The sequence below is a fragment of the Streptomyces sp. NPDC046931 genome, assembly GCF_040644655.1.
Taxonomy (GTDB): domain Bacteria; phylum Actinomycetota; class Actinomycetes; order Streptomycetales; family Streptomycetaceae; genus Streptomyces.
Window position 1 is genome coordinate 1 of the sequence record NZ_JBEYWX010000028.1, and the last position, 24096, is coordinate 24096.

The window sequence follows — 24096 nt, forward strand, 5'->3', positions numbered from 1 at the left end:
CAGACAGCCGTGTCGCATGCGCCGCAGGGAGGTCAGGAGCGGCGAGCGGACTGCGCCGAGAACTCACCGGGACCGGGTGCGCGATCCCGCAACGCGACGACCACCGACACAACGGCGCCGCAGGACAGGACCGCCGCGAAGCCGATCACCGCGGTCTGCACCCTCCGTGCACCGTGGTGTGCAGGGCGCCGCCACCGCGAGGCGGCCGATGCTGCCGGTCGCGCCGACCACGAGTACGTCGGTGACAAGAGGTTGCTCCTGCCCTCGGCGAACCCGCCCACTCTGACACCAGGCCGGGGCACCTGCAGCGCATCGGCCGGCAGCGCCCGCGCATACGGCCCCACCCGCTGCTGCCGCCGCACCCGCCGCCGGTGCTGCGCAGCCACCGGCCGTGCCGCACGCACACCTGCCACGGCTCGCCGCAGGCCGGCACCACAGGCGTCACGAGGTCGTGGTACCGGGCCAGGCACCCCGCACACGGCTGAAGCGACGCCCACTGGCCGGGCCAGGGCTCCACCCGCGCCGGCGGCCGACGGACGTGATCAGCCGCTGCGGCGGCCGGCGTGGGCAGGGCGCGGCACAGTTCCTGCGGCGTGACCGGCATCGGCGGGCGCACACCAGCCAGCCGCGTCGCCAACCTGTCCGTACAGCACAGCTAGGCCGAGTCGCGGACCACCAGCTCCGGGTCGAAGATGACCGACGTCGCATCGGTGCGGCCGCCGTGGATGTGCTCGTCGAGCAGGCGGGCCATCTCCGCCGCCATCTCCTCGACCGGCTGGCGGATCGTGGTCAGCTGGGGCCGGCAGGTCACGGCGATGCTGGAGTCGTCGAAGCCCACGACCGCGACGTCCTCGGGCACCCGGCGTCCGCGCTCCTGTACGACCTGGCAGGCGCCCTGCGCCATGAGGTCGTTGGCGGCGAACACGCCGTCCGTGCCGGGGTGGCGGGCCAGCAGTTCGGACATGGCCGCGAGACCGCTGTCCAGGGTGAACCCGCCCTCGGCGACCGGGACGTAGGGGTGTCCGTGGCGGGCGAGCGTGTCACGGAACCCGGCAAGGCGCTCCTGGCTCGCCGCCACGTCCAGGGGGCCGCAGACCGTGGCGGGTCGGCGACAGCCGCGCGCGAGGAGGTGCTCCGCGGCGAGGCGCCCGCCGTCCCGGTGCGCCAGGTCCACGTAGCTGAGCGGGACCGGACGGGACGGACGGGCGAAGAGCACCGTGGGAAGCCGGGCGTCGGCGAGAAGGGCGGGCAGCGGGTCGTCCGCGTGGGTGGAGACCACGAGGGCGCCGTCGGCACGGCCCTGGCGCAGGTAGCTCAGCACCTCCTCCCGCGCCTCGGCGGACTCGGCGAACATGAGGACGGGGTGCATCGAGCGGGGGCGCAGGAAGCCGACGATCCCGCTGATGACCCGTCCGAAGAAGGGGTCCGCGAACACCGATGCGGCGAAGGCGTTCTGGCCGGCGTCCGTGGTGTCCCCAGCGCCGGAGACCACCAGGGCGACGGTCTCGGCCCGCCGGATCACCAGGGAACGGGCGGCCCGGTTGGGCGCGTAACCCGTCCGCTCGATGGCCCCGCGGACCACCTCCTGTATCTCGGGATCCACGTTGCGGATGCCGTTGACGACCCGGGACACGGTCGCCCGGGAGACCCCGGCCTCCCGGGCGACGTCCTCCAGTGTCGGGGCCCTTCTGCTCATGCAGGCACCCTAACGGACCTGGCAACAGGCAATAGAGCGCTCTCCCGCAGCGGGTCGTGCACTCCGGGAGAGGGCCGTCCGTCAGGCGTAGACGCCGAACTCGTAGAGCGAGTAGCCCCAACCGGTGCCCCGCGCCGTGCCGTTGATGCGGACGTAGCGGCCGGTCCCGGTGACGTCGAAGTCGTCGATCCCGCCGTTGCCGTCGGACACGGTGTGTACGGTCTGCCAGTTCTGGCCGTCGTCGGAGGTCTGGATGGTGTAGGCCTTGGCGTACGAGGCCTCCCAGGACAGCTGGACGTGCCGGAACGTGGTGCGGGTGCCGAGGTCGACCTGGAGCCACTGCGGGTCGCTCCAGTCACTGGCCCAGCGTGTGGCCTGATTGCCGTCGACCGCGTTGGCCGCGGTGCACGGGCAGTCACCGTAACCCGCCTGGTAGGACGAGGCGGTGGCGGGTTTGCCCCGTGCCACATCGGTGCCGGACGGAATCGGCGGGACGACGCGGATCGAGCGGGTCTCGACGCCGACGTTGCCCCGGCCGTCGGTCGCCTTGACGTAGACCTTCCAGACACCCGGACGGTCGGGTGCGGTGATCCTGAGACGGCCGCCGCCGAGGTCGGTGGAGGGCAGTGAGGCCAGGTTCTTGCTCTGGTCGATGTAGATGCTGTTGTCGAGGACCTCGTAGGAGATCCGGTCGCCGTCGGGGTCGGTGGCCTTCAGGGCCAGGACGAGGTCACGTCCGGCCTGCACCTGGCCCGCGCCGCCCTCCACGGTCAGGTCGGAGATGACGGGCGGGGTGTTGTCGTGGCTGGTGTCGCCGCCATAGGCCTTCTTCACGGCGTGGTACGACAGGCGCTTCTGGCCGGCGGGCAGCAGGTTGAACCAGATGCCGCCGAAGTCGTACTCGGTGCCGTAGTGGAACATCGTGGCGCCGAGCGCGACTCCCTTGTGCCCGGTGACGCAGTCCCAGGCCCGTGTGTAGCCGTCGGCCTTGGCCTGGTCGGAGGGCTCCGACGGGACGCCGTTGGCGTCGTCGGGGACCTCCCACTCGCCGGCCGGCCCGGTCTCGGTGACGATGTAGGGCTTGGTGTAGCCCCCTTGCTGCCAGGCGGACTTGATGTCGCAGACCGCGTTGTAGGAGTTCACGGCGTACAGGTCGAGGTCCGGCGCGTTCTTCTTGAAGTAGGGCCAGGCGCCGACCCATGCGTCGGTGGACGTGACCGGGTGGTTGGGGTCGACGGTGTGGATCCTCTTGGTGATGTCGTTGACGAGGGTGGTGTAGGCGTCGCGCTGTCTCTCCAGTTCGTCGCCGCTGTAGCAGTTCTGCAGCCCGAGGACAGACTCGTTGCCGACGTCCCACATGAGCACGCCGGGGTTGTCCTTGTAGGTCTGGACCCACTTGGGGAACTCATCGAGCACTTGGTTCTTGTAGGCGGTGTCGGTCAGGTAGTTGACGCAGCCGCCGCTGCCGGGTCCGCCGCCTGGCTGCAGCCAGAAGCCCGCGACGACCTTGATGCCCTGGGCGGCCGCGGAGTCGAACAGCGGCTTGCTGGTGGCGTCGGTGCCCCAGGTGCGGATCGTGTTGACGCCCATGGACTTGAGGTCCGGCATGTACTTCTCGGCGTCCGCGACGCTCGGGCCCCAGGTCAGGCCCTTGATCTGGTACGGCTGCCCGTCCACCGTCAGCTGCCAGGCGCCCTGGCTGCCGGTGACCTTGACGACGCTGCCCGCGGCGTGGGCCTGGGCGGCGGGCAGAGCGGCGAGGAATCCGGCCGCCAGCACTCCGGCGGTGAGGGGTGCCGCGATGCGGCGGGTGCGGGGTCGTGGGGTCATTCGCGAACTCCTCAAGGCAGTCGGTAGTGCTCGTCGAGCGCGGCGCCCGCCTCCGGGTGGGTCTCGTCGTAGCCGCGCGCGTCGCACTGGAGCCCGCCGACGACGCAGTGGTCGACCAGGGCCTTGAGCGTGGGAGCGTCCCAGGCGTTGAAGAAGTCGTAGTGGAAGCTGTGACCCGTTCCGCTGGACAGCCGCACCTTCGACATGTCGTTCTTGACTGGGAAGGCCATCTTGAACTCGATCATCGGCAGTGCGACCGGGTGGTCGGCCGGGCACATGTCGTCGTTCGTGCCGGGCTTGACCACGGGGTAGGCCATGTGGCTCTTGTGGTCGGGGGTGTCGAGGTACTTGCCGTCCCAGCAACTGGGCGCCTGGAAACGGATGTCGAGCCGGACGTCCGCGCGGTCGGGGCAGGTCGTGGGGAACTCGGTGTTGAAGTAGCTGTCACCGCACTCCCAGCCCTCGACGAAGCCGGGGTGGTGCCGGAACTCGTCGGCGCTCTGCATGGGGCTGCCGACGACGAAGCGCAGGCCTTTGGGGAAGGGCCGGACGCTGGTGTAGTCGGTGACACCGGCCTTGTAGTAGATGACCTGCGGTCCGACGGGCAGGATCTGCTGGTCGCCGTTGTAGAGGGTGGGCATCCAGTAGCCGGACAGGTCGCCGGGGGCCTTGCACGTGGTGCCGCCGGCCGCCAGCGAGGCGGTCGTGCTGTTGGCGCCGGTCGTCGTGTTGCCCATGAAGGTGTGGTCGTGGGACTTGCCCGGTTGCTGCGGGTAGACGATGGGGTCGTCCGGCCTGGTGTGGGTGACCGGGCAGTTGGCCTGGAACTCGTGGAAGTAGCGGTGCGGCGGGTCCTGGGTGGACGGCGTCACGCCGGTGACGGGCGGGTTCGCGGGAATGTAGCCGTCGCCGTCCGGATCCTCCGGGGAGTCGGCCGTGGACGCGGCCATGGCATGACCGGAGTGGGTGGCCGCGAACGACCGCGCGGCGGCGCTGTGCGGTGCTGGCGGCCCGGCGCTGAGGGCGACGCCGCCGAGGCCGAGCGAGGTCAGCAGGAACGCGCCGGTGACCAGCGTGGCTGACAGGCCCTTCGATCTCTGTGGCATGGAGACCTCCTCCTGAACGGTGGGGTGTCAGAGGCCGTCGCCAGGCGTCCCTATGACGTGACGTCGGGCGAGCTGACGTGGGGGCCGCCAGGAGACGTTCGGGAGAGCGCTCTCCCGCCGAGGAGTGTTGAGGGCATGCCACAAGGAGTCAAGGGATCCGGCAGAAGAGGGGCCCGGAGAGATTTTCACTTCAGAAGACTTGCCCAGCCGCCTTCACCGAGCCCAGGAGCTCGGCCAGATCCGCACCGACATCGACGTGCAGATCCTCGTCGACCAGCTCTGGGGTGCCGTCTACCGCCGACTGCTCATCCCGACGAACCCGTCACCGACGACTTCGTCATCGGACTCGTGAACAACCTGCTGGACGGAGTCCGTTGGAAGTAGTGCGGTGATGAACCCGGTGACAGCGGCGGGAGTGCGGTCCGCCGCCGTCCGAGCGGCGGCGGACCGCACCCTTTTCATGGACGGCGCAGGACACTCGGCGCAGCGCGGGGAGGCGTTCGCCGATTCCGGGCGGGCGTCAGGCGCACCCGGCCGGGGTGGCCCGTGAGGCGTCGGAGATCAGCGCCTGTTGGGCCGTCCTGAGCCGTTGGACGTCGGGCTTGACGAGCTTGCGGTCGTACGTCAGCAGGCCGTTGAGCTCACCCTCGACGTCCGAGATCTGGGTGTACACCGCGCCGTTGCCGCCCTTGCAGGCCAGCGCGTGGACCTCGGCGAGCTTGGCCAGGTAGTCGTCGGTGTAGGTCGCCGGGTCGACATCGACATACGACTGCTGCACGGACCAGGCGTGTCCCGGTACGGCAAGGCCGAGTCCGCCGTACTCACCGCTGACCAGGGCACGTTGACCGTCGGGGTGGGGCGGCAGGGCCGGACTGGGATAGCTGTGTTCGTCCATGACGTCGCCGGTGCCGCCGTCGTCGCCGAGGTTGAGCCCGGACATGGAGTTGACCAGCCGGGTCGGGTCCCAGGACTTGGCCTGGTCGGAGATGCGGGCCATGTCGTACTGGCCCCAGCCCTCGTTGAAGGTGACCCACATGACGACCGACGGGCTGCTGAAGTGCTCGTCGATCATCTGCTTCATCTCGCGCTCGTACTCGGCGCGCGCCTGGGCCGACGGGTTCACTCCGGCCGTCATCGCGGGCATGTCCTGCCACACCATCAGACCGAGCCGCTCGGCCCAGTAGAACCAGCGGTCGGGCTCTACCTTGATGTGCTTGCGCACCGCGTTGAAGCCCATGCTCTTGTGCACCTTCAGGTCGTAGGCGAGAGCCTCGTCCGTCGGGGCGGTGTACAGGCCGTCCGGCCAGAAGCCCTGGTCCAGAGTGGCCATCATGAAGATCGGTTTGCCGTTGAGGAGGGTGCGCGGGACACCGTTCACCTTCTCGACCTTGATCGACCGCATCCCGAAGTAGCTGCCGACACGATCGGCTCCGACGCTCACCTTCAGGTCGTAGAGGAACGGGTCGTCGGGCGACCACAGACGCGGGTTTCGGATGCGCAGGGTCAGGGGCTTGCCGCTGCGGCCGGTGACGGTGACCGCCTTGCGTTCGCCCTCGTAGGCCGTCGCCGTGACCGGCAGGCCGTCGCGGACGCCCTGCGGCTCGACGGTGAGAGTGCCGGCGTCGACGTTCGGGGTGAGCTTGAGCTGGTCGACGTGGTCGGCGGTCACCGGTTCCATCCACACCGTCTGCCAGATGCCGGAGGTCGGCGTGTACCAGATGCCGCTGGGGTCCAGGCGTTGCTTGCCGACCGGCGGGTTCTCGCCGTCGGTCGCGTCGGTGGGGTCGTAGACGCCGACGATCAGCTCCTGGGTGCGGCCGGGCTTGAGGGCATCGGTGACGTCGGCGCTGAACTTGTCGTATCCGCCCTGGTGTTCGGCCACCTTGGCGCCATTGACATACACCTCCGCTCGCCAGTCGACCGCGCCGAAGTTCAGTTGCAGCCTCTTGCCGGAGCCGATCTTCCAGTCGGCAGGGACGGTGAAGGTACGCCGGTACCACATGCGGTCCTCGTGCCGTTCGAGCCCGGACAGCTGCGACTCGACCGGGTACGGGACGAGGATCTTCTCGCCGAGCTTCCTGCCCACCGGCGGCTGTTCTCCCGCCGTCGCTGCGGCGAACTGCCAGGAGCCGTTGAGGTTCTGCCAGGCACCACGCGTGAGTTGGGGCCTCGGGTACTCCGGGTGGGCGTTGCTCGGCCCGACCTTGTCGGCCCACTTGGTGCGCAACTCGTACGTCGACCTGTTGGCACCGCTGCTCCAGAAGGAGTTGACAACGTTGCCATCCGTGCCGGTCAACCCGCCTTGACCGTCGTAGCGCACGTCGGCGAGACCTGACGCGGTGCCGGTCTTGTTGCCGACGACGGGCTCCTTCAGCGTGATCAGCAGCTTCCGGGGGTCGGTGGAGTCCAGCCGGGCGTCCCCCAGGGGCCAGGCGGCGCCCCCGATCACGGCATCGAGGTGCTCGCCGAGACCGGCCGGCGGCGCGCTGAGCGGCTGCGCGAACTCGAGGGCGAGGGTACGGCCGCTCGCCAGGACGGCCGTGGAGACGGCCCCGTCGTAGTCGAAGCCGTCGGGCAGGCGGAACGCGGACTGCGGTACCGCGGTCTTTGTGCCGCCGGGCGGGGTCCAGCGCAGGTGGAGGTTGGAGCCGCCGTAGTGCTCGAAGTACTCGACCTTGATTCCGTAGGCCTTGCCCGCCGTCAACTCGACGGACTGACCCGCCTGTTCGCGGTCCCAGTCGTCCACCCAGTGGTCGATGACCGCCTTCCCGTCGACCCACAGCCGGAAGCCGTTGTCGCCGGTGATCGAGAAGGTGTGGGGGCCGGTCTTCTCCGGGACGATCTTCCCGGTCCAGCGCACGCTGACGTCGTCCGACTGGCCGGTGGCGAAGTTCAGACGCGGCTCCAGGGTGTCGAAGTCGAGGTTCGGGTCGAACCCGATGGCTTTGAGATCGTGGAAGTCGAAGGCGCCGGGGGCGGACTGGGTGTAGTACTCGCCCTTGAGGCCGTGGACTTCGGGATCGTCGGCCGCGGTGGCGGCGGGTGCCGCGGTGAGGCCGGCAAGGCCCAGTGCCGCGGCGAGCAGCAGGGCGAGGCGTTGTCCGAGGGGTCTGATGCGCACGAATCCTCCTTGGGTGAGGAAGGGTGGCGGCTCGTTGCTTCTGTCTGTACAACGTTGGAAGGAACGGCAGTTGGCATGAGAGCACGGCTCTCGGCCTCTGTCCAGGGACATGACAAGACATGACAATCCCCGGGGTACGGGGCACTCATCGATGCTGAGGAGATCCCTTGCGGGTCAGCCTGAGGGACGTGGCGGAACGCGCGGGCGTTTCGATCAAGACCGTGTCCAACGTTGTGAACAACCATCCGCACGTCACCCCGGCCATGCGGGCCAGGGTGCAGGCGGCGATCGACCAGCTGGGTTACCGGCCCAATCTGACCGCGCGACATCTACGCAAGGGCCGGACGGGGATCATCGCGCTCGCCGTTCCCGAGCTCGGTAACCCGTACTTCGCGGAACTGGCCGGCGCCGTGATCGACGCGGCCGCGGAGCACGAGTTCACCGTCCTGCTCGACCACACGCGGGGCGAGCGCGAACAGGAGATCCTGGTCAGCCAAGGATTCCGGGGCGGTGTGATCGACGGGCTGATCCTCAGCCCACTGACCCTGGAGGCCGAGGATCTGCGGGGCCGGTCCGGCGACGTACCGCTGGTGCTGCTCGGTGAGCGCGAGTACGGCCTGCCCTTCGACCACATCGCGATCGACAACGTGGCGGCGGCCCGATGCGCGGTGCGTCATCTGCTGGGCCGCGGCCGAACCCGGATCGCCTACCTCGGCGTGCGCACCGACTCCGTCAACCAGCCCGCCCACCTGCGGCTGAACGGCTGGCGCGCGGAGTTGGCGGCGGCCGGGGTACCCGCGCCGGACAGCCTGGTGGTGCCGGTCGGCGGCTGGGACCGGGACGACGGGGCGCGCGCGATGGCCGAGTTGCTGGACTCCGGCGTGCGTCCGGACGGTGTCTTCGCCTTCAACGACCTGATCGCGATCGGGGCGATGCGGGTGCTGCACGAGCGAGGCCTCCGGGTGCCCTGGGACGTGGCGGTGGTGGGTTTCGACGACATCGCGGAGGGGCGTTTCGGTGCCGTCACCCTGACGACGGTCTCACCGGACAAGCAGGCCATCGCGAGGATGGCCGTGGCCTCGCTGCTGCGCAGCCTGTCGGGTCGCGAGGAGCCCGGCGGACGCGAACTGACCGCGAAGTTCGAGCTGGTCGAGCGGGAGAGCACCTTGGGCCGACGGTGACGAGATGTCGGACGGAAGGCTTTACACGGCTCTTCCAACGATGTAAAAACCTCCCCTGAACGACGTGCACGCCGAGTTGACGCAAGAGCAAGCCTCCCCGAGAGCGCTCTTAGCTCCGGGGCCGTGCCGTTTGGGGACACTCATGAAGCCCACCGCACTTGTCCGTCGCACCTCCGCGCGAACGCTTCTCGCCGCCGGCCTCGTGACGAGCCTCGCGCTCACGACCGGATGCACCAAGTCCGAGGACGACTCGGGCACGAAACCCTCCGCCTCGCAGCAGGACGACGCCGACCAGGTGGTCGCCTCACCCGGCTCCGCCTCCGGACCGGCCTGCACCATCGATGCCTACGGCGGCCGGAAACTCGATCTGAAAAGCGCCACCGTCGGCTTCTCCCAGTCCGAGAAGGAGGCCAACCCCTTCCGGATCGCGGAGACCGCCTCCATCAAGTCCGAAGCCAAGGCACAGGGCGTCAGACTACTCACCGCCAACGCCCAGTCGCAGTTCTCCAAGCAGATCAGCGACGTCCAGGACCTCATCGCCAAGGGAGCGAACCTGCTGGTCATCGCCCCGCTCAACTCCGACGGCTGGGAGCCGGTGCTGCGCGCCGCGGCCGCCAAGCACATCCCGATCGTGACCATCGACCGCAGGATCAACGCAGCGGCCTGCAAGGACTATGTGAGCTTCATCGGCTCCGACTTCGTCGAGCAGGGCAAACGGGCCGCGGACCAGATGATCGAAGCGACCGGCGGCAAGGGCGAGATCGCCGTCCTCCTCGGCGCGGCCGGCAACAACGTGACCACCGAGCGCACCAAGGGCTTCGAGGACCGCATCAAGCAGAAGGCACCCGGCCTGAAGGTCGTGTTCCGTCAGACCGGCGAATTCGCCCGCGAGAAGGGCCAGTCGGTCACCGAGAACCTCATCCAGTCCAAGCCCGGCATCACCGGGATCTACGCCGAGAACGACGAGATGGGTCTCGGCGCCGTCAACGCCCTCAAGGGAGCGGGCAAGAAGCCCGGCGACGTCAAGATCGTGACCATCGACGGAACCCGCAACGCCGTACAGGGCATCGTGGACGGCTGGATCTACGCGGTGATCGAGTCCAACCCGCGCTTCGGGCCGCTCGCCTTCCAGGCCCTCGACACCTTCACCAAGGGCGAGAAGGTCGGGCAGGACATCGTTATCAAGGACAGCGCCTACGACAAGAGCAACGCCCGGTCGGACCTCGGCAAGGCCTACTGACGTGCTCTCGGTCACCCAGCTGTCCAAGGCCTTCCCCGGCGTGCGCGCGCTGTCCGACGTGGACTTCACCGCGCGCGCCGGGGAGGTGCACGCGCTCGTCGGCGAGAACGGGGCGGGCAAGTCGACGCTCATCAAGGTGCTCACCGGGGTGTACCGGCCCGACCACGGCGAGGTGACGTACGACGGAGAACCGGTCCGCTTCACCACACCGCTGCAGGCCCAGCAGGCGGGCATCTCCACCATCTACCAGGAGGTCAACCTCGTCCCGCTGATGAGCGTGGCCCGCAACCTGTTCCTCGGCCGTGAACCGCTGGGCCGGCTGGGTCTGATCGACTTCCGGCGCATGCACCGCGAGGCCGACGACGCACTGCGCGGACTCGGCATCCGGGTCGACGTACACCGGCCGCTGCGCGAACTCGGCGTCGGCGCCCAGCAGATGGTCGCGCTCGCCCGTGCCGTGGCCGTCGACGCCCGCGTCGTCATCATGGACGAACCGACCTCCTCCCTCGAACCCCGCGAGGTGCAGACCCTGTTCGAGGTGATCCGTATGCTGCGCGAGCGCGGCGTCGCGGTCGTCTACGTCAGCCACCGCATGGACGAGCTGTACGAACTCTGCGACACGATCACCGTCCTGCGCGACGGACGCGTGGTGCACACCGGCCCGCTCGCCGACCTCGACCGGCTGCGGTTGGTGGCCATGATGCTCGGCCGGGAGATCGGTGAGGTGCGCACGGAGGGCATGACCAAGTTCTCCGGCTCGCACGACACCACCGCCGAACCGGTTCTCACCGCGACCGAGTTGACGCTACATCACCAACTGCGGAGTGTGTCGCTGTCGGTCCGGCCCGGCGAGGTCGTGGGTCTGGGCGGGCTGCTCGGCTCCGGCCGCAGCGAGACCGCCAAGGCCATCGCCGGTGCCCTGCCCATCGACACCGGCCGGGTCGTCGTCGCCGGCATCCCGGTACGGGCGGGATCGACCGCCGCCGCGATCCGCGCCGGCATCAGCCTGCTGCCGGAGGACCGCAAGGCCGAGGGCATCATGCCGGGCCTGTCGGTGCGCGAGAACATCGCGCTCGCCGCCCTGCCCGGGCTGTCCCGCTTCGGCCTCGTCGACGACACCCGCGTCGACCGGATCGTGGAGACGTTCATGAAACGGCTGCGCATCAAGGCCGCGGGAGCGCACCAGAAGGTCGGCGAACTCTCCGGCGGCAACCAGCAGAAGGTGTTGCTGGCCCGCTGGCTCGCCCTGCACCCCAAGGTACTGCTCCTGGACGAGCCGACCCGCGGCATCGATGTCGGCGCCAAGGCCGAGGTACAGGCACTCATCGACGAACTTGCCGACGACGGCCTCGCCGTGCTGCTGATCTCCTCCGACACCGAGGAACTGATCGAGGGCAGTGACCGTGTGGTGGTCCTCAAGGACGGCGCCGTGGTCCGTGAGCTGACCGGTGACGCCGTCACCGAGGGCGAGCTGATGCGTGCCATCGCCGCCGTACCCGCTGGAGAAAGCGATGACTGAACTCGCCCTCGCGCGCGGCGTGCTGGACCGCACGCGGCTGCTGCGCCTGCTGCGGGACTACGGCGTGTACACCGGTGTCCTCGTGCTGCTGCTGTTCAACTTCGCCTTCACCCCCCACTTCGCCTCCGCGGAGAACTTCCGCACCCAGGCCGTCCAGGTCGCCCCCGTCCTGATCGTCGCGCTGGGCATGGCGCTGGCGATCGGCACCGAGGGCGTCGATCTGTCGGTGGGTTCGGTGATGGCACTGGCCACCTCCCTGCTCTCGCTCTACCTCGGCTACGGGCCCTGGATCGCCGCGTTGATCGCGGTGACCGCGGGTGTTGTGGTCGGCGTCGCGAACGGCGCGCTGATCGCGTTCGTCGGCGTCCAGCCCATCGTCGCCACCCTCGCCCTGATGGTCGCCGGACGCGGGCTTGCCCTGGTCCTGCTGCCCCAGCTCAAGGACGTACACGACCCCGGCCTGGCGGCAGTCGGCTCCGGCGACGTGCTGGGCGTGCCCTACCCGGTCCTCATCGCCGCGGCGCTCGCGGTGCTGGTCGCGTTCACGATGCGCCGCACCACCTTCGGGCGGCAGGTCCTGGCCATCGGCGACAGCCGGCCGGCGGCCCGGCTCGCCGGACTCCCGGTACGCCGGGTCCTGGTCGTGGTCTACGTCTGCTCCGGCGCCCTCGCCGCGGTCGCGGGCGTGCTCGCCACCGCCCGCCTCGCCGCGAGCGACCCCACCTCCCTCGGCACCCTGATGGAACTGTCCGCCATCACCGCCGTGGTCGTCGGCGGCACCCCGCTCAGCGGTGGACGGGTGCGCATAGGCGGCACCGTCGCGGGTGCCGCGCTCATCCAGCTGCTGACCACCACCCTCATCAAGCACGATCTGCCGCCGTCGTGGACCCAGATCGCCCAGGCCGTGGTGATCGTCCTCGCCGTCTACGCGGCCCGGGAACGAGGCAGGCGATGACCACGCAGACCGGAGAGGCCGGGATGCCGACCGGCACCGTGAGCGGCGAGGTCGCCGGTCCCGGGCGCATGAACCGCTCCGAACGGCTGAGCGGGCTCGCGCAGCAACACGGCGCCCTGGTCACCCTCGTGATCGCCATGGCCGTGGCGTCGCTGAGCTTCGACACCTTCCTGACGGGCGACAACCTGGAGAACATTGCGCTGTCCTCGGCGTTCCTCGCCGTGGTCGCCCTCGGCATGACGTTCGTGATCGTCACCGGCGGCATCGACCTGTCGGTGGGCTCGCTGTTCGCCCTCGGCGGCGTTCTCGCCGCCTGGGGCTCGCAGTACGGCACGGCGGTGGCCCTGCTGCTGCCGCTTGCCGTCTGCGGACTGATCGGCCTGGTCAACGGGGTACTGATCGCATGTGTCCGGCTGCCGCCGTTCATCGTCACTCTGGCGGCGATGCTGGGCGCCCGGGGCATCCTGCTGGCCATCACCGACGAGGGCTCGAAGACGTATCTCGTCGACAAGGACTCCTTCTTCGCCACCCTCGGACAGGGCTCCTCGGGTGGCATCGGAGTGCCCGTGTGGGTCACCGTGGCGCTGTTCGTGCTCGGCGCCGTCGTGCTGCGCCGGACCAGATTCGGGCAGTACGTCTACGCGGTCGGCGGCAACGAGGACGCGGGAGCCCTGATGGGCGCGCCGGTGGCCCGTACGAAGATCTCCGTCTACACGCTCTCGGGCCTGTGCGCCGGGCTCGCCGGCGCACTCAACGCGGCCTGGCTGCTGTCCGGGGTCACGATTCTCGGCAGCGGCATGGAGCTGGAGGCCATCTCCGCCGTGGTCATCGGCGGCACCCTGCTCAGCGGCGGTTTCGGCTTCATCAGCGGCTCCCTCGTCGGGGTGCTGTTGCTGAAGGTCATCCAGAACGTGATCAACCAGATCGGCTCGCTCGACTCTGCCTACCAGCAGGTCGTCAGCGGGGCGTTCCTGGCCGTGGTGGTGGTTGCCCAGACCTGGCTGGGCCGGAGACGGAGAGTGCTGTGAAACCTTCCTCGCCGGGATCCCGCCGCAGGCTGGGCCGCCCCGTCGTCGTTCAGATGGTGGCCGTCGCGGCACTGGGGCTCTGCCTGGTCACCCCAGGCGTGGGGGCAGCGGGCACCGGGAGCCGGCCGGCCCGCCCCTCCGACGTGACCGTGCGGGACGCCCGCTTCGAAGTCCTGTCACCGACATTGATCCGGACGGAGTACGCGGGGGACGGCCGCTTCGAGGACAGCCCCACCTTCAACGCCGTCGGGCGGGACTCCTTCACACCGCCCCCCTACATCTCGTCCGTCAGCGGCGGCGTCCTGACCATCACCACCAGCGCCATGACCCTGCGCTACCGGGTCGGCTCCGGCCCTTTCGACGCCGACAACCTGACGACGTCCTTCAAGACAGGGCGCACGCCGGTGCTCGCGGCACCTTGGCAGCACGACGTCTGCGCCGTCGGCGCCCTGTGCGAGGCGGAGGACCAGCTGTACGACGGTCCAGGCCTGGCCACCGATCACAGCGGATTCACCGGCAAGGGTTTCCTCGCCGGTTTCGAGGTGGACAACAACTCCCTCGCCGCGGACGTGCAAACACCGTCCGCCGGCACCTACGACCTCGCCATGCGCTACGCCAACGCGGTAGGCAGCGACGACCACCACGAGGCACGCACCCTCAGCCTCAGCGTGGACGGTGGCGCCGACAAGACGTTCACCCTTTCCGCGACATCGGACTGGAACACCTGGGGTGTGGCCCGCCTGCCGCTGACGCTCGGCCCCGGTCCCCACACCGTCAGACTCCACCGCGCCGCCGCCGACTCCGGAAGCGTCAACATCGACAGCCTCGCCCTCCTCACCTCCGGCGCCACCTACCCCGTCCGAGCCCGGACCACGGTCAACGGCTGCCGGTTCGGCACCAGTTGCGAGGCCGAGGACGCCCTCCTGTCGGGCTCCGCAATCATCGCCACCGATCACCAGGAGCATGCCGGCTACGGCTTCACCGCCGAACTCAACCAGGGGTCCGCCATCTCGGACCGGATCACCGGCGTGCCCGACGACGGCACCTACCTGCTGAACCTGCGCTACGCCAACGGCACCGGCGGCGACGGCCTGCACCAGCCACGGACGATCGAAGTCCGCACCGGCAACGGCGCCTCCCACACCCTCACGCTCCCGGCCACCGACAACTGGGACACCTGGCAGTCGGCCTCCGACCCCGTCGAATTGAAGGCGGGCACCGACGAAGTCACCCTGAACTGCCCGGAGTCCACCAGCTGCCACGTCAACCTGGACACCCTCGCCCTGAGCCGGCAAGGAGAGGCCGCCCCCGCACCCCACCTCGCCCTGGGCGGCTACCGCCGCAGCCTCGACGGACTCAACGGCGACAACGACCCCACCCCCTGGACCACACCCGGTCTCCTTCACCGCGACGGTTGGCACCTGCTCGACGACACCCCCTCCGCGGTCTACGACACCGGCACCAAGAAGGCCACCCCACGCCCCGCCCACGGCGGCCGGCCCTACCAGGACGGCTACGTCTTCGCCTTCGGACACGACTACCACCAGGGCCTGTCCGACCTGGCCACCCTGACCGGGCCGTCACAGCTGCTGCCCCGCTGGGCCTACGGTGTCTGGTACTCCGAATACATCGACCGCACCGCGAGCGGCTACGAGAACGCCATCCTGCCCGCGTTCCGCGCGGCGGACGTCCCCCTGGACGTGCTGGTCACGGACACCGACTTCAAGTCGCCGAACACCTGGAGTGGTTGGAACTTCGACCCGGCCAAGTTCCCCGATCCCAAGACGTTCTTCGACTGGTCCAGCGGCCAAGGGCTGCACAACACCCTGAACGTGCATCCGAGCATCCTCGGCTCCGACCCGCAGTTCGCGAAGGCCCAGAGCACGGCCAAGGGCAAGCTGCGAAAAGGCGGTTGCGCAGGCAGTGCGGGCTCGGACTGCCACACCTTCGACTTCGGCGATGCCGACCAGCTCAAGGCCTACTTCGACCTGCACCGGCCGATGGACCAGGCCGGCAACGACTTCTGGTGGCTGGACTGGTGCTGCGACGCCTCCCGCTCCTCGCAGTCCGGAGCCACCCCGGACGCATGGATCAACCAGGAGTACGCCGACCTCACCTCCGAGACCAGCGACCGCGGCTTCGTCCTGTCCCGCGCCTACGGCTCCCTCCAGGCCGGCGGCTACAGCGGCGGCGTAGGCCTGCCCACCGGCCCCTGGGCCGACAAGCGCAGTACCCTCCACTTCTCCGGTGACACGACTTCGAACTGGGGCACCCTGCGCGCCGAAATCGGCTATACGCCGGGGGAGTCAGCCGCCACCGGCCTCGCCGCCGTCAGCCACGACATCGGCGGCCACAACGACGGATACGGCATCCCCGGGGCCGAGACATACACCTCGAACGGCCAGACCCACCGCACCACCAAGCTGCCCGACGACCTGTACGCACGGTGGGTGCAGTTCGGCACCTTCCAGCCCATCGACCGGCTGCACAGCAACCACAGCGACCGACTCCCGTGGCAGTACGGCCCCGAGGCGCAGAAGTCCGCGGAGAAGTTCCTCCGGCTGCGCGAGGCGCTCGTGCCGTACACGTACACCCTGGCGCACGAGGCCGACACCACCGGCACCCCGATCGTCCGCCCGCTGTCCCTGCACTACCCGGAAGAGGAGAACGCCTACACCAAGGCGGACAGCGAGTACCTCTACGGCCCCGGCATGCTGATCGCACCCGTCACCACACCCGGCACCGACACCACCACGTCGGTGTGGTTCCCTCCCGGCCAGTGGACGGACTACTTCACCGGCCGCACCTATACCGCACCCGCCGGCGGAGCCACGCACGACATCACGACCACCCTGGACACCATGCCGGTCTTCGTCCGAGCGGGCGGCATCGTCACTACCCGGTCCGACAACGTGCCCAACGACGGCCGGAGCCCGCTCGACAAGGTCAGCGTCACGGTGGCCCCAGGAGCATCCCGCGCCTTCTCCCTCTACGAGGACGACGGCACCACCTCGCACTCCGGATGTGCGGCAACCACCCGGATCCGCTACGCCGAACACAAGGGCACCCACCTGCTGAAGATCGCACCCGCCAAGGGAACACGCAGAGCATCCGCGCTGCAACGGCCATCGTGTACAAGTAGAAGGGCGGGGACTCGTGCGGGCCCTGCCGCGCATGTCGTACCTGGGGGCAGGGCCCGGCGGACCTCGGCGCGAGTCGGCGAACTCACCCGCTTCTGCCGACTGCAGACCAACCGCAAGGACGTAGGCTCATCAACTTCGGTATTAGTCCCTAGTGTTGCGTATGTATCGTTCCGTGCATGGAGTTGCTGCGTATGTCCAAGGCTGCGAAGTGTCTAGGGATACACCCGATGACGCTTCGTCAGTGGGCGTTGGACGGCAAGATCCCGTTTACGTGGGTCGGCCGTGAGCGCCGGTTCTCCTGCGTGGATGTGGAGGACATGACGCGCGGCGGCGATTCCACAACTGTCCGTTCACGGCTGGAGTTGCTGTATGTGCGCGTGTCCGGCTCGTCCGGGCAGGAGTTTTCGCTGGAGGCCCAGGAGGCCGAACTGCGGGCCACCTCCACGGGCGAGATCGTCAAGGTCGTCGAGGATCGCGGCTCGGGCCTGAAGGAGAACCGGCCCGGACTCAACCGTGTACTGGCGATGGTGTCGGACGGCTCTGTGAGCGTTGTTCGTGTCACGCATGAGGACCGGCTGGCCCGGTTCGGTGTCGGCTGGCTCAAGCGGCTGTTCGCCGTGTACGGCGTCACCGTGGAGGTACTGCACCCGAAGAAGCTCGGCGGTCGGGATGAACTACTGGAGGACTTCGTCTGCCTGGCGACCACGTTCGCCGGGCGGCTGTACGGAATGCGCAGTGCGGACAACCGCCGCCGTCTGCTGACCGAGTCGGGCCAGTGCAGCGACAAGGGGCGGGTGTGGTGAGCCGAAAGCTGCCGCTCGCCGACGGCGAGAGGGCCCGTACCGCCTGCGCCCGCGCCTTCATTCGTGCGGGCGTGGACGAGAAGACCGGCGACGTCCTCACCACTGCTGGCTTGCTCGAGCGGGTCGGCTGGTGCGTGGACCTGGTGGCCGGCATGACGAGCGCGCTGCTGGCCGGGCACTGGAACACCGCCGACGTGAACGCTTTGGCCTCGGGGGAGGATGCCGCAGGCCGCAGGCTGCCGTCGAATGCGTGGATGGCGCTGCGCCGCCTGGGCTGGACCATCGCCCCCGATGGGGTGAAGGTGAACGACCGGATCGTGCGCATGGCCCAGGAGATGGCCGGGCGTGCGCTGCGATCGGTGAAGTGGCGTGCTGACCTGGCCGCCGGAGTTCTGGCCGCCTGGCCTGCCGATCCCGCCAAGCGCACTGCCAAAGAGTGGGATCAGGTACGCGGGGTGATCCCTGGCGGGGAGTACCTGCCCTCCAGCGTCATTCGCTCCCGGACCCGCCAGGCTGTCTCCTTCCAGCGCAAGCACGGGCGTCTGCCGGCCGATGTGTTCGAACTGGAGGGCGCGCCGCGTGTGGCCCGCATGCTGCTGCTCGCCGCGTGCGACGCGCAGCAGGCCACCATCAAGCGCTCCGATGACGGGCAGCGGGCCCTGCTGCGGCTCCAGCTCCCGACCCGCCCCGACCCGCACAAGTACGCCGACTGGACGTGGGTGGCATGCCCCATCGCCCTGCCACCGACCGTTGCGGCGAACGCGGTGATCCACCTGCCGACTGTGTGCATCACGGGTGGCAAGGTGCGGGCCGACCTCGCTTACACCCACTGCGTACCCAAGACGAGGCGGGCGGGCCATACGGTCGCCTTGGGCGTGGACTGGGGCCTGGGCACGCTCCTGTCCGCTGGCGCTGGCCGCCTCCACGACGACGGCCGCATCAGCGCACTCGCCCACGGTGCCCAGTTCCGGGCCGCAGGTGTGCAGGCCAAGCAGTACCGGCTCCGCCGTATCTCCGAACGCCTGCACGCCAAGACCGACCACTACCTCCGGCTCGCCGATCCCGCCCTGCAGGGCAAGGCCGCAGTGCTGGCCGAGGAGATCCGGCGCGTGTCCGAGCGCCGCTCGAACCTCAACGACGCCCTGGCATGGTCGGCCGCCCGCTGGGCTGTGGATCAGGCCATCGCGGCCGGGGCCACGGTCATCTACCTGGAAGACCTGCGGTCGATGGAAGCAGGCGGCATGGGCCGCACCCACAACACCCGCCTCTCGCAGACCGTGCGCGGCCAGATCACCGACCGCATGCGGCACCTGGCTGCCGAAGTCGGCATCGCCGTGGTCACCGTGCCTGCGCGCAACACCTCAAAGCACTGCCCGCACTGCCTCACACCGCTCAGGCACCGCAAGGCCCCCGACCGGCCTGCCGTGTCCGGCTGGAAGTGGGCCATCTGCCCCAACCCCGAGTGCGGATGGCAGGGCGACCGTGACCAGGGCGCCTGGCGGCGGATCGCCGCACGCGGCCTCGCCCACCAGACCAAGACCATCGTGGACCACTCCACCGGGCAGATGGTGATCCGTGCCGTGGTGGACACAATGGAGGCCAAGGCCCATCTCACCGCCGTCCCGAAGGCCAGCCGGACGGACCGGTCGAAGACCGGCCCCACCCGGCCGCGAACCAACCGCCTCACGCCCAGGCGACGTGAGGTTCCCTCCCCGGCCAGGCCCACCCGCCCGGCCGGCCAGCGTCCGGAGGGACACGCACCACCGGGCCGGACCCGGCTGCCCCGCGCAGCCCACCGGCACCAGGGCGCGACCACGATCAGCACACCCACCACCCGCCGACACCGGCCACGCGGAGCAACACTGGGCGCAGGATTCCATCTCCACGCTCATGCATCCCCGCCCAGGTGGGCAGAACCCGTGCCAGACCTTACCGTTCACACGGGATCGCTTAGCTGATCAGAGACGCTTCAGCCGTCCCTTGGGCGAATGGGCCTCCTTGCGGACCTGCACCGGCAACACCGAACGCGCCACGCCCTGGCGGACTTCCTTCGCACCTACCACCACCGCCGCTGTCACACCCCACCGGCGGTCACCCACCGATCAGCCGTGTCGACAACGCCACGGGTCGCCACATCTCGTGTGGTGCCACGGGCGTCACCCTACTGCCGGGCGCACGCCGACGATCAACCGGTGGCTCGAGGGCGACCGGCAATGACCGTGTGTGTCACGAACAGGCCATATTGCGAGGGGATATGACGAACGCAAGTCCTTCCTCCCAGGGGCCGCCGTGTTCCGGTGGCCGGATCAGGCGATCACCGCCGCCCGTACGCACAGGACGTCCGGCAGATGGGACGCGAGTTGCCGCCAACTGTCGCCGTCGTCCGCCGACGCGTACAACTCGCCGTTGCGATTGCCGAAGTACACCCCCACGGGGTCCCCGTCGTCCGTGCACAGGGCGTCGCGCAGAACCGTGCCGTAGTGCTCCTCGCCGGGCAGGCCGGCCGTCAGCGGCTCCCAGCTCTTGCCCGCGTCCGCCGTCCGGAAGACTCGGCAGCGGTGGTCGGCCGGAACCCGGTCCGCGTCCGCGTTGATCGGGAAGACATATGCCGTGTCCCCGCGGTGGGGATGGGCGGCCACGGCGAACCCGAACGTGGACGGCAGCCCGCTCCCGATGTCCGTCCAATGCGCGCCTGCGTCGTCGCTCCTGTACACCCCCCAGTGGTTCTGGAGGTACAGCCGGTCCGGGGCCGCAGCATCCTGCGCGATCTTGTGCACGCACTGGCCGAACTCCGGGTTGGGATCGGGCAGGAAGACCGCCGACACGCCCGAGTTGGACGGTTCCCAGCTGGCGCCTTTGTCCCGCGTCCGGAAGACCCCGGCCGTCGACACGGCGACCGTCACGGCCTTGGCGTCCCGCTTGTCGGTCACCACCGTGTGCAGGCCCTCGCCACCGCCACCCGGCACCCATCCGCCACGCGTCGGGTGCTCCCACAGGGGTCGCACCAGCTCGAAGCTCTCGCCGCGATCCTCCGAGCGGTACAGCGCGGCGGGCTCCGTGCCCGCGTACACCACATCCGGCTCGGCGGCCGCGGGGTGCAGCTGCCACACGCGCTCCAGCGAGGCACCGGTGTCCTTGGGGAACCTGACGGCGGGTCGGGCCGGCTCGGCCCAGGTGCGGCCCAGGTCGTCGGAGTGGAAGACGGACGGCCCCCAGTGCGAGCTGTCCCCTCCCGCCAGCAGGCGCGGGGTCGCACCGCGGGTGTCGATGGCGACCGAGTAGATCGCCTGCGCGTTGAAGTACGGACCGTCGTCGAACTCCCATGCGCCGCCCCGTCGCCGCGCGATGAACAGTCCTTTGCGTGTGCCCACGGTGAGCAGTACCTCGGCCATGCCGGCCACCTCCGAAACGTCGTTGTTCCAGACACCGGCCAGTGTGCACCCCGGCACTGACACTCACCCCTGGACGTCTTGTTCATGCAGGTCAGGAGCCGTGTTGCCGGAAGGCGGAGCGGGCTCCGCCCTGGTATGGACCGGGGGGTGCGGCGGCCCGGCACCGGCCTTTCGGCCCGGAAATCCGGCGGGGCGGCGGACGTCATATGAGCAGTGGCGGCCCGGCGCCCGTATGGGAGGGCGGTCGGGGGTATCCGTGTGTGCGTGAGGAGGAGGGCATCGATGAGGCGGCTGTCATCGATGACGGCGTTCCGCGGTCCCAGGGTGTGGGGGTGGCGGTGGCGGCGCAATCCGCTGCGGCGCCGCAGCGATGCGCTGGAGGCCTGGGTCGTGCTCACGGTGTGGGTGGTGACCGTGGTCGGGGGAGTGCTGACGGGGCTGGCGGCGACGCACTCCGTGGAGCAGGGACTGGCCCGGGAGCGGGCCGAGTGGCGTCCGGTCGTGGCCCTGCTCACCGAGGACGCGCCGAAGGCGATCACCGCGACCTCGTCCGGTGCGGGGCGCGTCTGGGCGGACGTGCGCTGGACCGGGACCGATGGCCGGCCCCACAGCGGCCGGGCACGGGTGGCCGCCGGCAGCCGTACGGGCACGGCCGTCACCGTGTGGACGGACGGCGCCGGCTCTCTGGTGACCCGGCCCGCCTCCAGATCCGAGGCCGGCACGCGCGCGGCGATGGCCGGGGTGCTGGTCGGGATGAGTGTCGCCACGGTGCCGTACATGGGCGGGCGCATCGTGCGGGAACGCCTGGAACGGCGCCGCATGGCGGAGTGGGACGCGGCCTGGGCGCGGTTCGGCCCGATGTGGGGCCGCAAGACGGGCTGACCCGGTCCGGCGCCGGCAGCCTGCACGGCTGTCGTCATGGAGGAACACGGCTGTCGTCGTGAAGGAAGACGGCAGCTCGCTCAAGCAGGTTGTTGATCTCGAGGCGGTTGCCGCTGTGGGTCGCGCTGCGCGGCGGTCATGAGGGACTGCCAGTCCGGGAGCTTCACCACCGACCGGCCGAGCGAGACCCCCAGCTCCGCCTCCGCCCGTTCGATCGCCAGCCACCCCGGCCACTCGACAGGGGTGAGCCCGTCCGACCGCAGACAGGGGAGCGCGTCCTCGGGCACCTCCCGGCCCACAAGGCCGGGGGCGTCCTCGAGCAGCGAGGTGACCGTCTCCTTGGCGCAGGGCCGGTTCGTGCCGATCACGCCCGTCGGGCCCCGCTTGATCCACCCGGCCACGTACTCGCCCGGTGAGACGGCCCCGTCCCGCAGTACCCGTCCCGCACGGTGCGGTACGGTCCCGCTCTTCGCGTCGAACGGAAGCCCTTGCAGGGGCACTCCGCGATAGCCGACCGAACGCAGCACCAGCTGGGCCTCCACGTCTTCGTAGCGCCCGGTGCCCTTGACTGAGCCGTCCGGGTCGGGGGCCGTGCGTTCGAAACGCACCGCGCCCACGCGACGTCCTCCGAGGTCTCGGCTCCCCTCGAGCGGGGAGGTACCCCCGGCGGCGAGCAGTTCCACCGGCCGCAGGAAGAACCGCAGCCGGATCCGGCGCGGGGCTCCCCGCGGAGGTGTCGCCGCCCACGAGCGCAGCACCTCCACATTGCGGCGCTGGGTGGCCGGCAGCCCGGACGGGTCCCGGTACGCCGGGTCGAGCGCCATCTCCTCCTCGTCCACGATCACGTCGGTGTCCGGCAGGGTGCCCAGCTCCCGCAGTTCCTTGGTGGTGAACCGGGCCTGCGAGGGGCCGCGCCGCCCCACCATGTGGATCTCGGTGATCTCGCTGGCGGCCAGCGCCGTGAGCGCCGCCTGAGGCATGTCGGTGGGGCTCAGCTCCGTCACTCCCCGGGCCAGCATCCGGGCCACGTCCACCGCGACGTTACCGACACCGATCACCGCGGCCGACCGCGCGCCGAGCACGAAACCGTCGGCGACGGAGTCCGGGTGTGCGCTGTACCAGGACACGAACTCCGTGGCCGACCAGCTGCCGGGCAACTCCTCGCCCGGGATGCCGAGATGCCGGTCGGTCGCGGCCCCCACGCAGTAGACCACCGCGTGGTACAGCTCGCCCAGCCGGGCCGGGTCGACGCCGCCCGCGCCCACCTCGACTCCGCCGAGGAACCGGATCCGCTCGTGCTCCAGAACCGTGCGCAGGTTGTTCTGAAGCGACTTGATCTTCTCGTGGTCGGGCGCCACGCCGTACCGCACCAGCCCATACGGGCAGGGCAGCCGGTCGAGGACGTCGACGCGTACCTCTGGATCCAGCTGGACAAGGCTCTGGGCGGTGTAGACCCCACTTGGCCCGGAGCCGACGACGGCGACATGCAGCACGGCGGAACTCCCTCGCTGAGGAGATCGCTGGTGGCTCCAGCATTGCACCGCGCACGGCGGGAGGGGAGGGGCGGTGGCGGCGCTGGGCCGACGGGGTGCGGAGCGGTCCCTGCCGTGCGTGGCTCTTGGCATGGTATGTGATCGGCCGCTTACGTTGCGTGTATGTGGGAAGCGTCCTTTGGGGATTTTTCCGATCACTTTCGATCCGGCTTCCCCTCGGACGGGCCGGTGTCCGTATGGCCCGCCTGGGAAGTGCAGGAGTGCGGGAACGTCACGTCGTGGTTCGCCGTCCGGCTCGATCTGCCCGACGGCGGCCGGGTGGACGTGCTCGCCGTGACGGCCGGTGGCTGTGTGAACATCGAGGAGGTGAGGGCCCAGCCGCCGTTGTCCCTCGACGATCTGGCGGCGCTCGTCGACTGGATCGAGGAACCCCTGCTCGAGGCCTGCGGCACGAACCCCGCCCCGCGGTCCGAGTCCTCCGGAGCGCTCGTGAGCCGCGACGGCCCGGCCTGGCCGCCGGGCGTGGAAGGGATGCGGCGGGTCGCCGAGGAGTACCTCGCGGCCCAGGGACGGGGCGTCGACCCGGTGCTCGCGGTGATGTGCGCGACGGGTCGCAGCCGCCGCGGATCGCTGAAGCTGATCGGCGGTGCGCGCGACGCCGGACTCCTGACCCCGCGGCACAACAGGGGCTGAGCGGGGCCGGCGGC

18 protein-coding genes are annotated in these 24096 nt (G+C 69.9%); 11 read left to right on the plus strand and 7 right to left on the minus strand.

Annotated elements, in window-relative coordinates:
- Nucleotides 1–32: 32 nt before the first annotated feature.
- The 4 genes from ABZ876_RS32895 to ABZ876_RS32910 all read right to left on the minus strand — a co-directional run bounded on the left by ABZ876_RS32895 (nt 33) and on the right by ABZ876_RS32910 (nt 4632).
- Nucleotides 33–161 carry a hypothetical protein gene (locus ABZ876_RS32895; protein ID WP_361788772.1) on the minus strand — a complete coding sequence of 43 codons (129 nt, stop codon included), beginning with the start codon at nt 159–161 and terminating at the stop codon, nt 33–35.
- Between the two features lie 494 nt (nt 162–655).
- Nucleotides 656–1696: a LacI family DNA-binding transcriptional regulator gene (locus ABZ876_RS32900; RefSeq protein WP_361788773.1), complete on the minus strand. Its 1041-nt coding sequence runs from the start codon at nt 1694–1696 to the stop codon at nt 656–658.
- An 81-nt stretch (nt 1697–1777) separates the two neighbouring features.
- Nucleotides 1778–3526, minus strand: a complete 1749-nt coding sequence (locus ABZ876_RS32905; RefSeq protein WP_361788774.1) for a discoidin domain-containing protein — start codon at nt 3524–3526, stop codon at nt 1778–1780.
- A gap of 11 nt (nt 3527–3537) precedes the next feature.
- Nucleotides 3538–4632: a DUF1996 domain-containing protein gene (locus ABZ876_RS32910; RefSeq protein WP_361788775.1), complete on the minus strand. Its 1095-nt coding sequence runs from the start codon at nt 4630–4632 to the stop codon at nt 3538–3540.
- Nucleotides 4633–4831: 199 nt separating this feature from the next.
- On the opposite strand from ABZ876_RS32910, the gene ABZ876_RS32915 reads away from it, so the two are divergent.
- Nucleotides 4832–4984 (plus strand): hypothetical protein, encoded by a 153-nt coding sequence (locus ABZ876_RS32915; protein WP_361788776.1) that lies wholly within the window; start codon nt 4832–4834, stop codon nt 4982–4984.
- 168 nt (nt 4985–5152) lie between these two features.
- Here the strand turns inward: ABZ876_RS32915 and ABZ876_RS32920 are convergent, their stop codons facing one another.
- Nucleotides 5153–7753, minus strand: a complete 2601-nt coding sequence (locus tag ABZ876_RS32920; protein WP_361788777.1) for a PA14 domain-containing protein — start codon at nt 7751–7753, stop codon at nt 5153–5155.
- 167 nt (nt 7754–7920) lie between these two features.
- Between ABZ876_RS32920 and ABZ876_RS32925 the strand changes: the two genes are divergently transcribed.
- The 8 genes from ABZ876_RS32925 (at nt 7921) to ABZ876_RS32960 (ending at nt 19580) form a co-directional block, all read left to right on the plus strand.
- On the plus strand, nt 7921–8934 hold the full coding sequence (locus ABZ876_RS32925) for a LacI family DNA-binding transcriptional regulator (protein WP_361788778.1): 1014 nt from the start codon (nt 7921–7923) through the stop codon (nt 8932–8934).
- Between the two features lie 142 nt (nt 8935–9076).
- Nucleotides 9077–10174, plus strand: a complete 1098-nt coding sequence (locus ABZ876_RS32930) for an ABC transporter substrate-binding protein (protein ID WP_361788779.1) — start codon at nt 9077–9079, stop codon at nt 10172–10174.
- 1 nt (nt 10175) lies between these two features.
- Nucleotides 10176–11693: a sugar ABC transporter ATP-binding protein gene (locus tag ABZ876_RS32935; RefSeq protein WP_361788780.1), complete on the plus strand. Its 1518-nt coding sequence runs from the start codon at nt 10176–10178 to the stop codon at nt 11691–11693.
- Entirely contained in the window at nt 11686–12648 is a 963-nt protein-coding gene (locus tag ABZ876_RS32940) for an ABC transporter permease (RefSeq protein ID WP_361788781.1), read from the plus strand. The genes ABZ876_RS32935 and ABZ876_RS32940 overlap by 8 nt, the downstream gene beginning before the upstream one ends.
- Nucleotides 12649–12671: 23 nt before the next feature.
- Nucleotides 12672–13676 carry an ABC transporter permease gene (locus tag ABZ876_RS32945; protein WP_361788850.1) on the plus strand — a complete coding sequence of 335 codons (1005 nt, stop codon included), beginning with the start codon at nt 12672–12674 and terminating at the stop codon, nt 13674–13676.
- A 53-nt stretch (nt 13677–13729) separates the two neighbouring features.
- Nucleotides 13730–17035, plus strand: a complete 3306-nt coding sequence (locus ABZ876_RS32950) for a TIM-barrel domain-containing protein (RefSeq protein ID WP_361788851.1) — start codon at nt 13730–13732, stop codon at nt 17033–17035.
- An 11-nt stretch (nt 17036–17046) separates the two neighbouring features.
- Entirely contained in the window at nt 17047–17622 is a 576-nt protein-coding gene (locus ABZ876_RS32955; RefSeq protein WP_361788782.1) for an IS607 family transposase, read from the plus strand.
- Nucleotides 17619–19580: a zinc ribbon domain-containing protein gene (locus tag ABZ876_RS32960; protein WP_361788783.1), complete on the plus strand. Its 1962-nt coding sequence runs from the start codon at nt 17619–17621 to the stop codon at nt 19578–19580. Before ABZ876_RS32955 ends, ABZ876_RS32960 begins: the two co-directional genes overlap by 4 nt.
- A gap of 348 nt (nt 19581–19928) precedes the next feature.
- Here ABZ876_RS32960 and ABZ876_RS32965 read toward each other — a convergent pair whose 3' ends face one another.
- Nucleotides 19929–21014, minus strand: coding sequence for an exo-alpha-sialidase (locus ABZ876_RS32965; protein ID WP_361788784.1), 1086 nt, complete (start codon nt 21012–21014; stop codon nt 19929–19931).
- A 282-nt stretch (nt 21015–21296) separates the two neighbouring features.
- On the opposite strand from ABZ876_RS32965, the gene ABZ876_RS32970 reads away from it, so the two are divergent.
- On the plus strand, nt 21297–21896 hold the full coding sequence (locus ABZ876_RS32970; RefSeq protein WP_361788785.1) for a hypothetical protein: 600 nt from the start codon (nt 21297–21299) through the stop codon (nt 21894–21896).
- Nucleotides 21897–21976: 80 nt separating this feature from the next.
- Here ABZ876_RS32970 and ABZ876_RS32975 read toward each other — a convergent pair whose 3' ends face one another.
- On the minus strand, nt 21977–23389 hold the full coding sequence (locus tag ABZ876_RS32975; protein WP_361788786.1) for an FAD-dependent oxidoreductase: 1413 nt from the start codon (nt 23387–23389) through the stop codon (nt 21977–21979).
- 228 nt (nt 23390–23617) lie between these two features.
- On the opposite strand from ABZ876_RS32975, the gene ABZ876_RS32980 reads away from it, so the two are divergent.
- Nucleotides 23618–24082 (plus strand): DUF6214 family protein, encoded by a 465-nt coding sequence (locus ABZ876_RS32980; protein WP_361788787.1) that lies wholly within the window; start codon nt 23618–23620, stop codon nt 24080–24082.
- The last annotated feature ends 14 nt before the right edge of the window (nt 24083–24096 follow it).

What these genes read in the sequence shown, in the direction of transcription:
- ABZ876_RS32950 (WP_361788851.1), top strand. Translation starts at nt 13,730, where the DNA reads ATGGTGGCCGTCGCGGCACTGGGGCTCTGCCTGGTCACCCCAGGCGTG.
- ABZ876_RS32955 (WP_361788782.1), top strand. Translation starts at nt 17,047, where the DNA reads ATGACGCTTCGTCAGTGGGCGTTGGACGGCAAGATCCCGTTTACGTGG.
- ABZ876_RS32930 (WP_361788779.1), top strand. Translation starts at nt 9,077, where the DNA reads ATGAAGCCCACCGCACTTGTCCGTCGCACCTCCGCGCGAACGCTTCTC.
- ABZ876_RS32970 (WP_361788785.1), top strand. Translation starts at nt 21,297, where the DNA reads ATGAGGCGGCTGTCATCGATGACGGCGTTCCGCGGTCCCAGGGTGTGG.
- ABZ876_RS32965 (WP_361788784.1), bottom strand. Translation starts at nt 21,014, where the DNA reads ATGGCCGAGGTACTGCTCACCGTGGGCACACGCAAAGGACTGTTCATC.
- ABZ876_RS32905 (WP_361788774.1), bottom strand. Translation starts at nt 3,526, where the DNA reads ATGACCCCACGACCCCGCACCCGCCGCATCGCGGCACCCCTCACCGCC.
- ABZ876_RS32940 (WP_361788781.1), top strand. Translation starts at nt 11,686, where the DNA reads ATGACTGAACTCGCCCTCGCGCGCGGCGTGCTGGACCGCACGCGGCTG.
- ABZ876_RS32900 (WP_361788773.1), bottom strand. Translation starts at nt 1,696, where the DNA reads ATGAGCAGAAGGGCCCCGACACTGGAGGACGTCGCCCGGGAGGCCGGG.
- ABZ876_RS32945 (WP_361788850.1), top strand. Translation starts at nt 12,672, where the DNA reads ATGCCGACCGGCACCGTGAGCGGCGAGGTCGCCGGTCCCGGGCGCATG.
- ABZ876_RS32910 (WP_361788775.1), bottom strand. Translation starts at nt 4,632, where the DNA reads ATGCCACAGAGATCGAAGGGCCTGTCAGCCACGCTGGTCACCGGCGCG.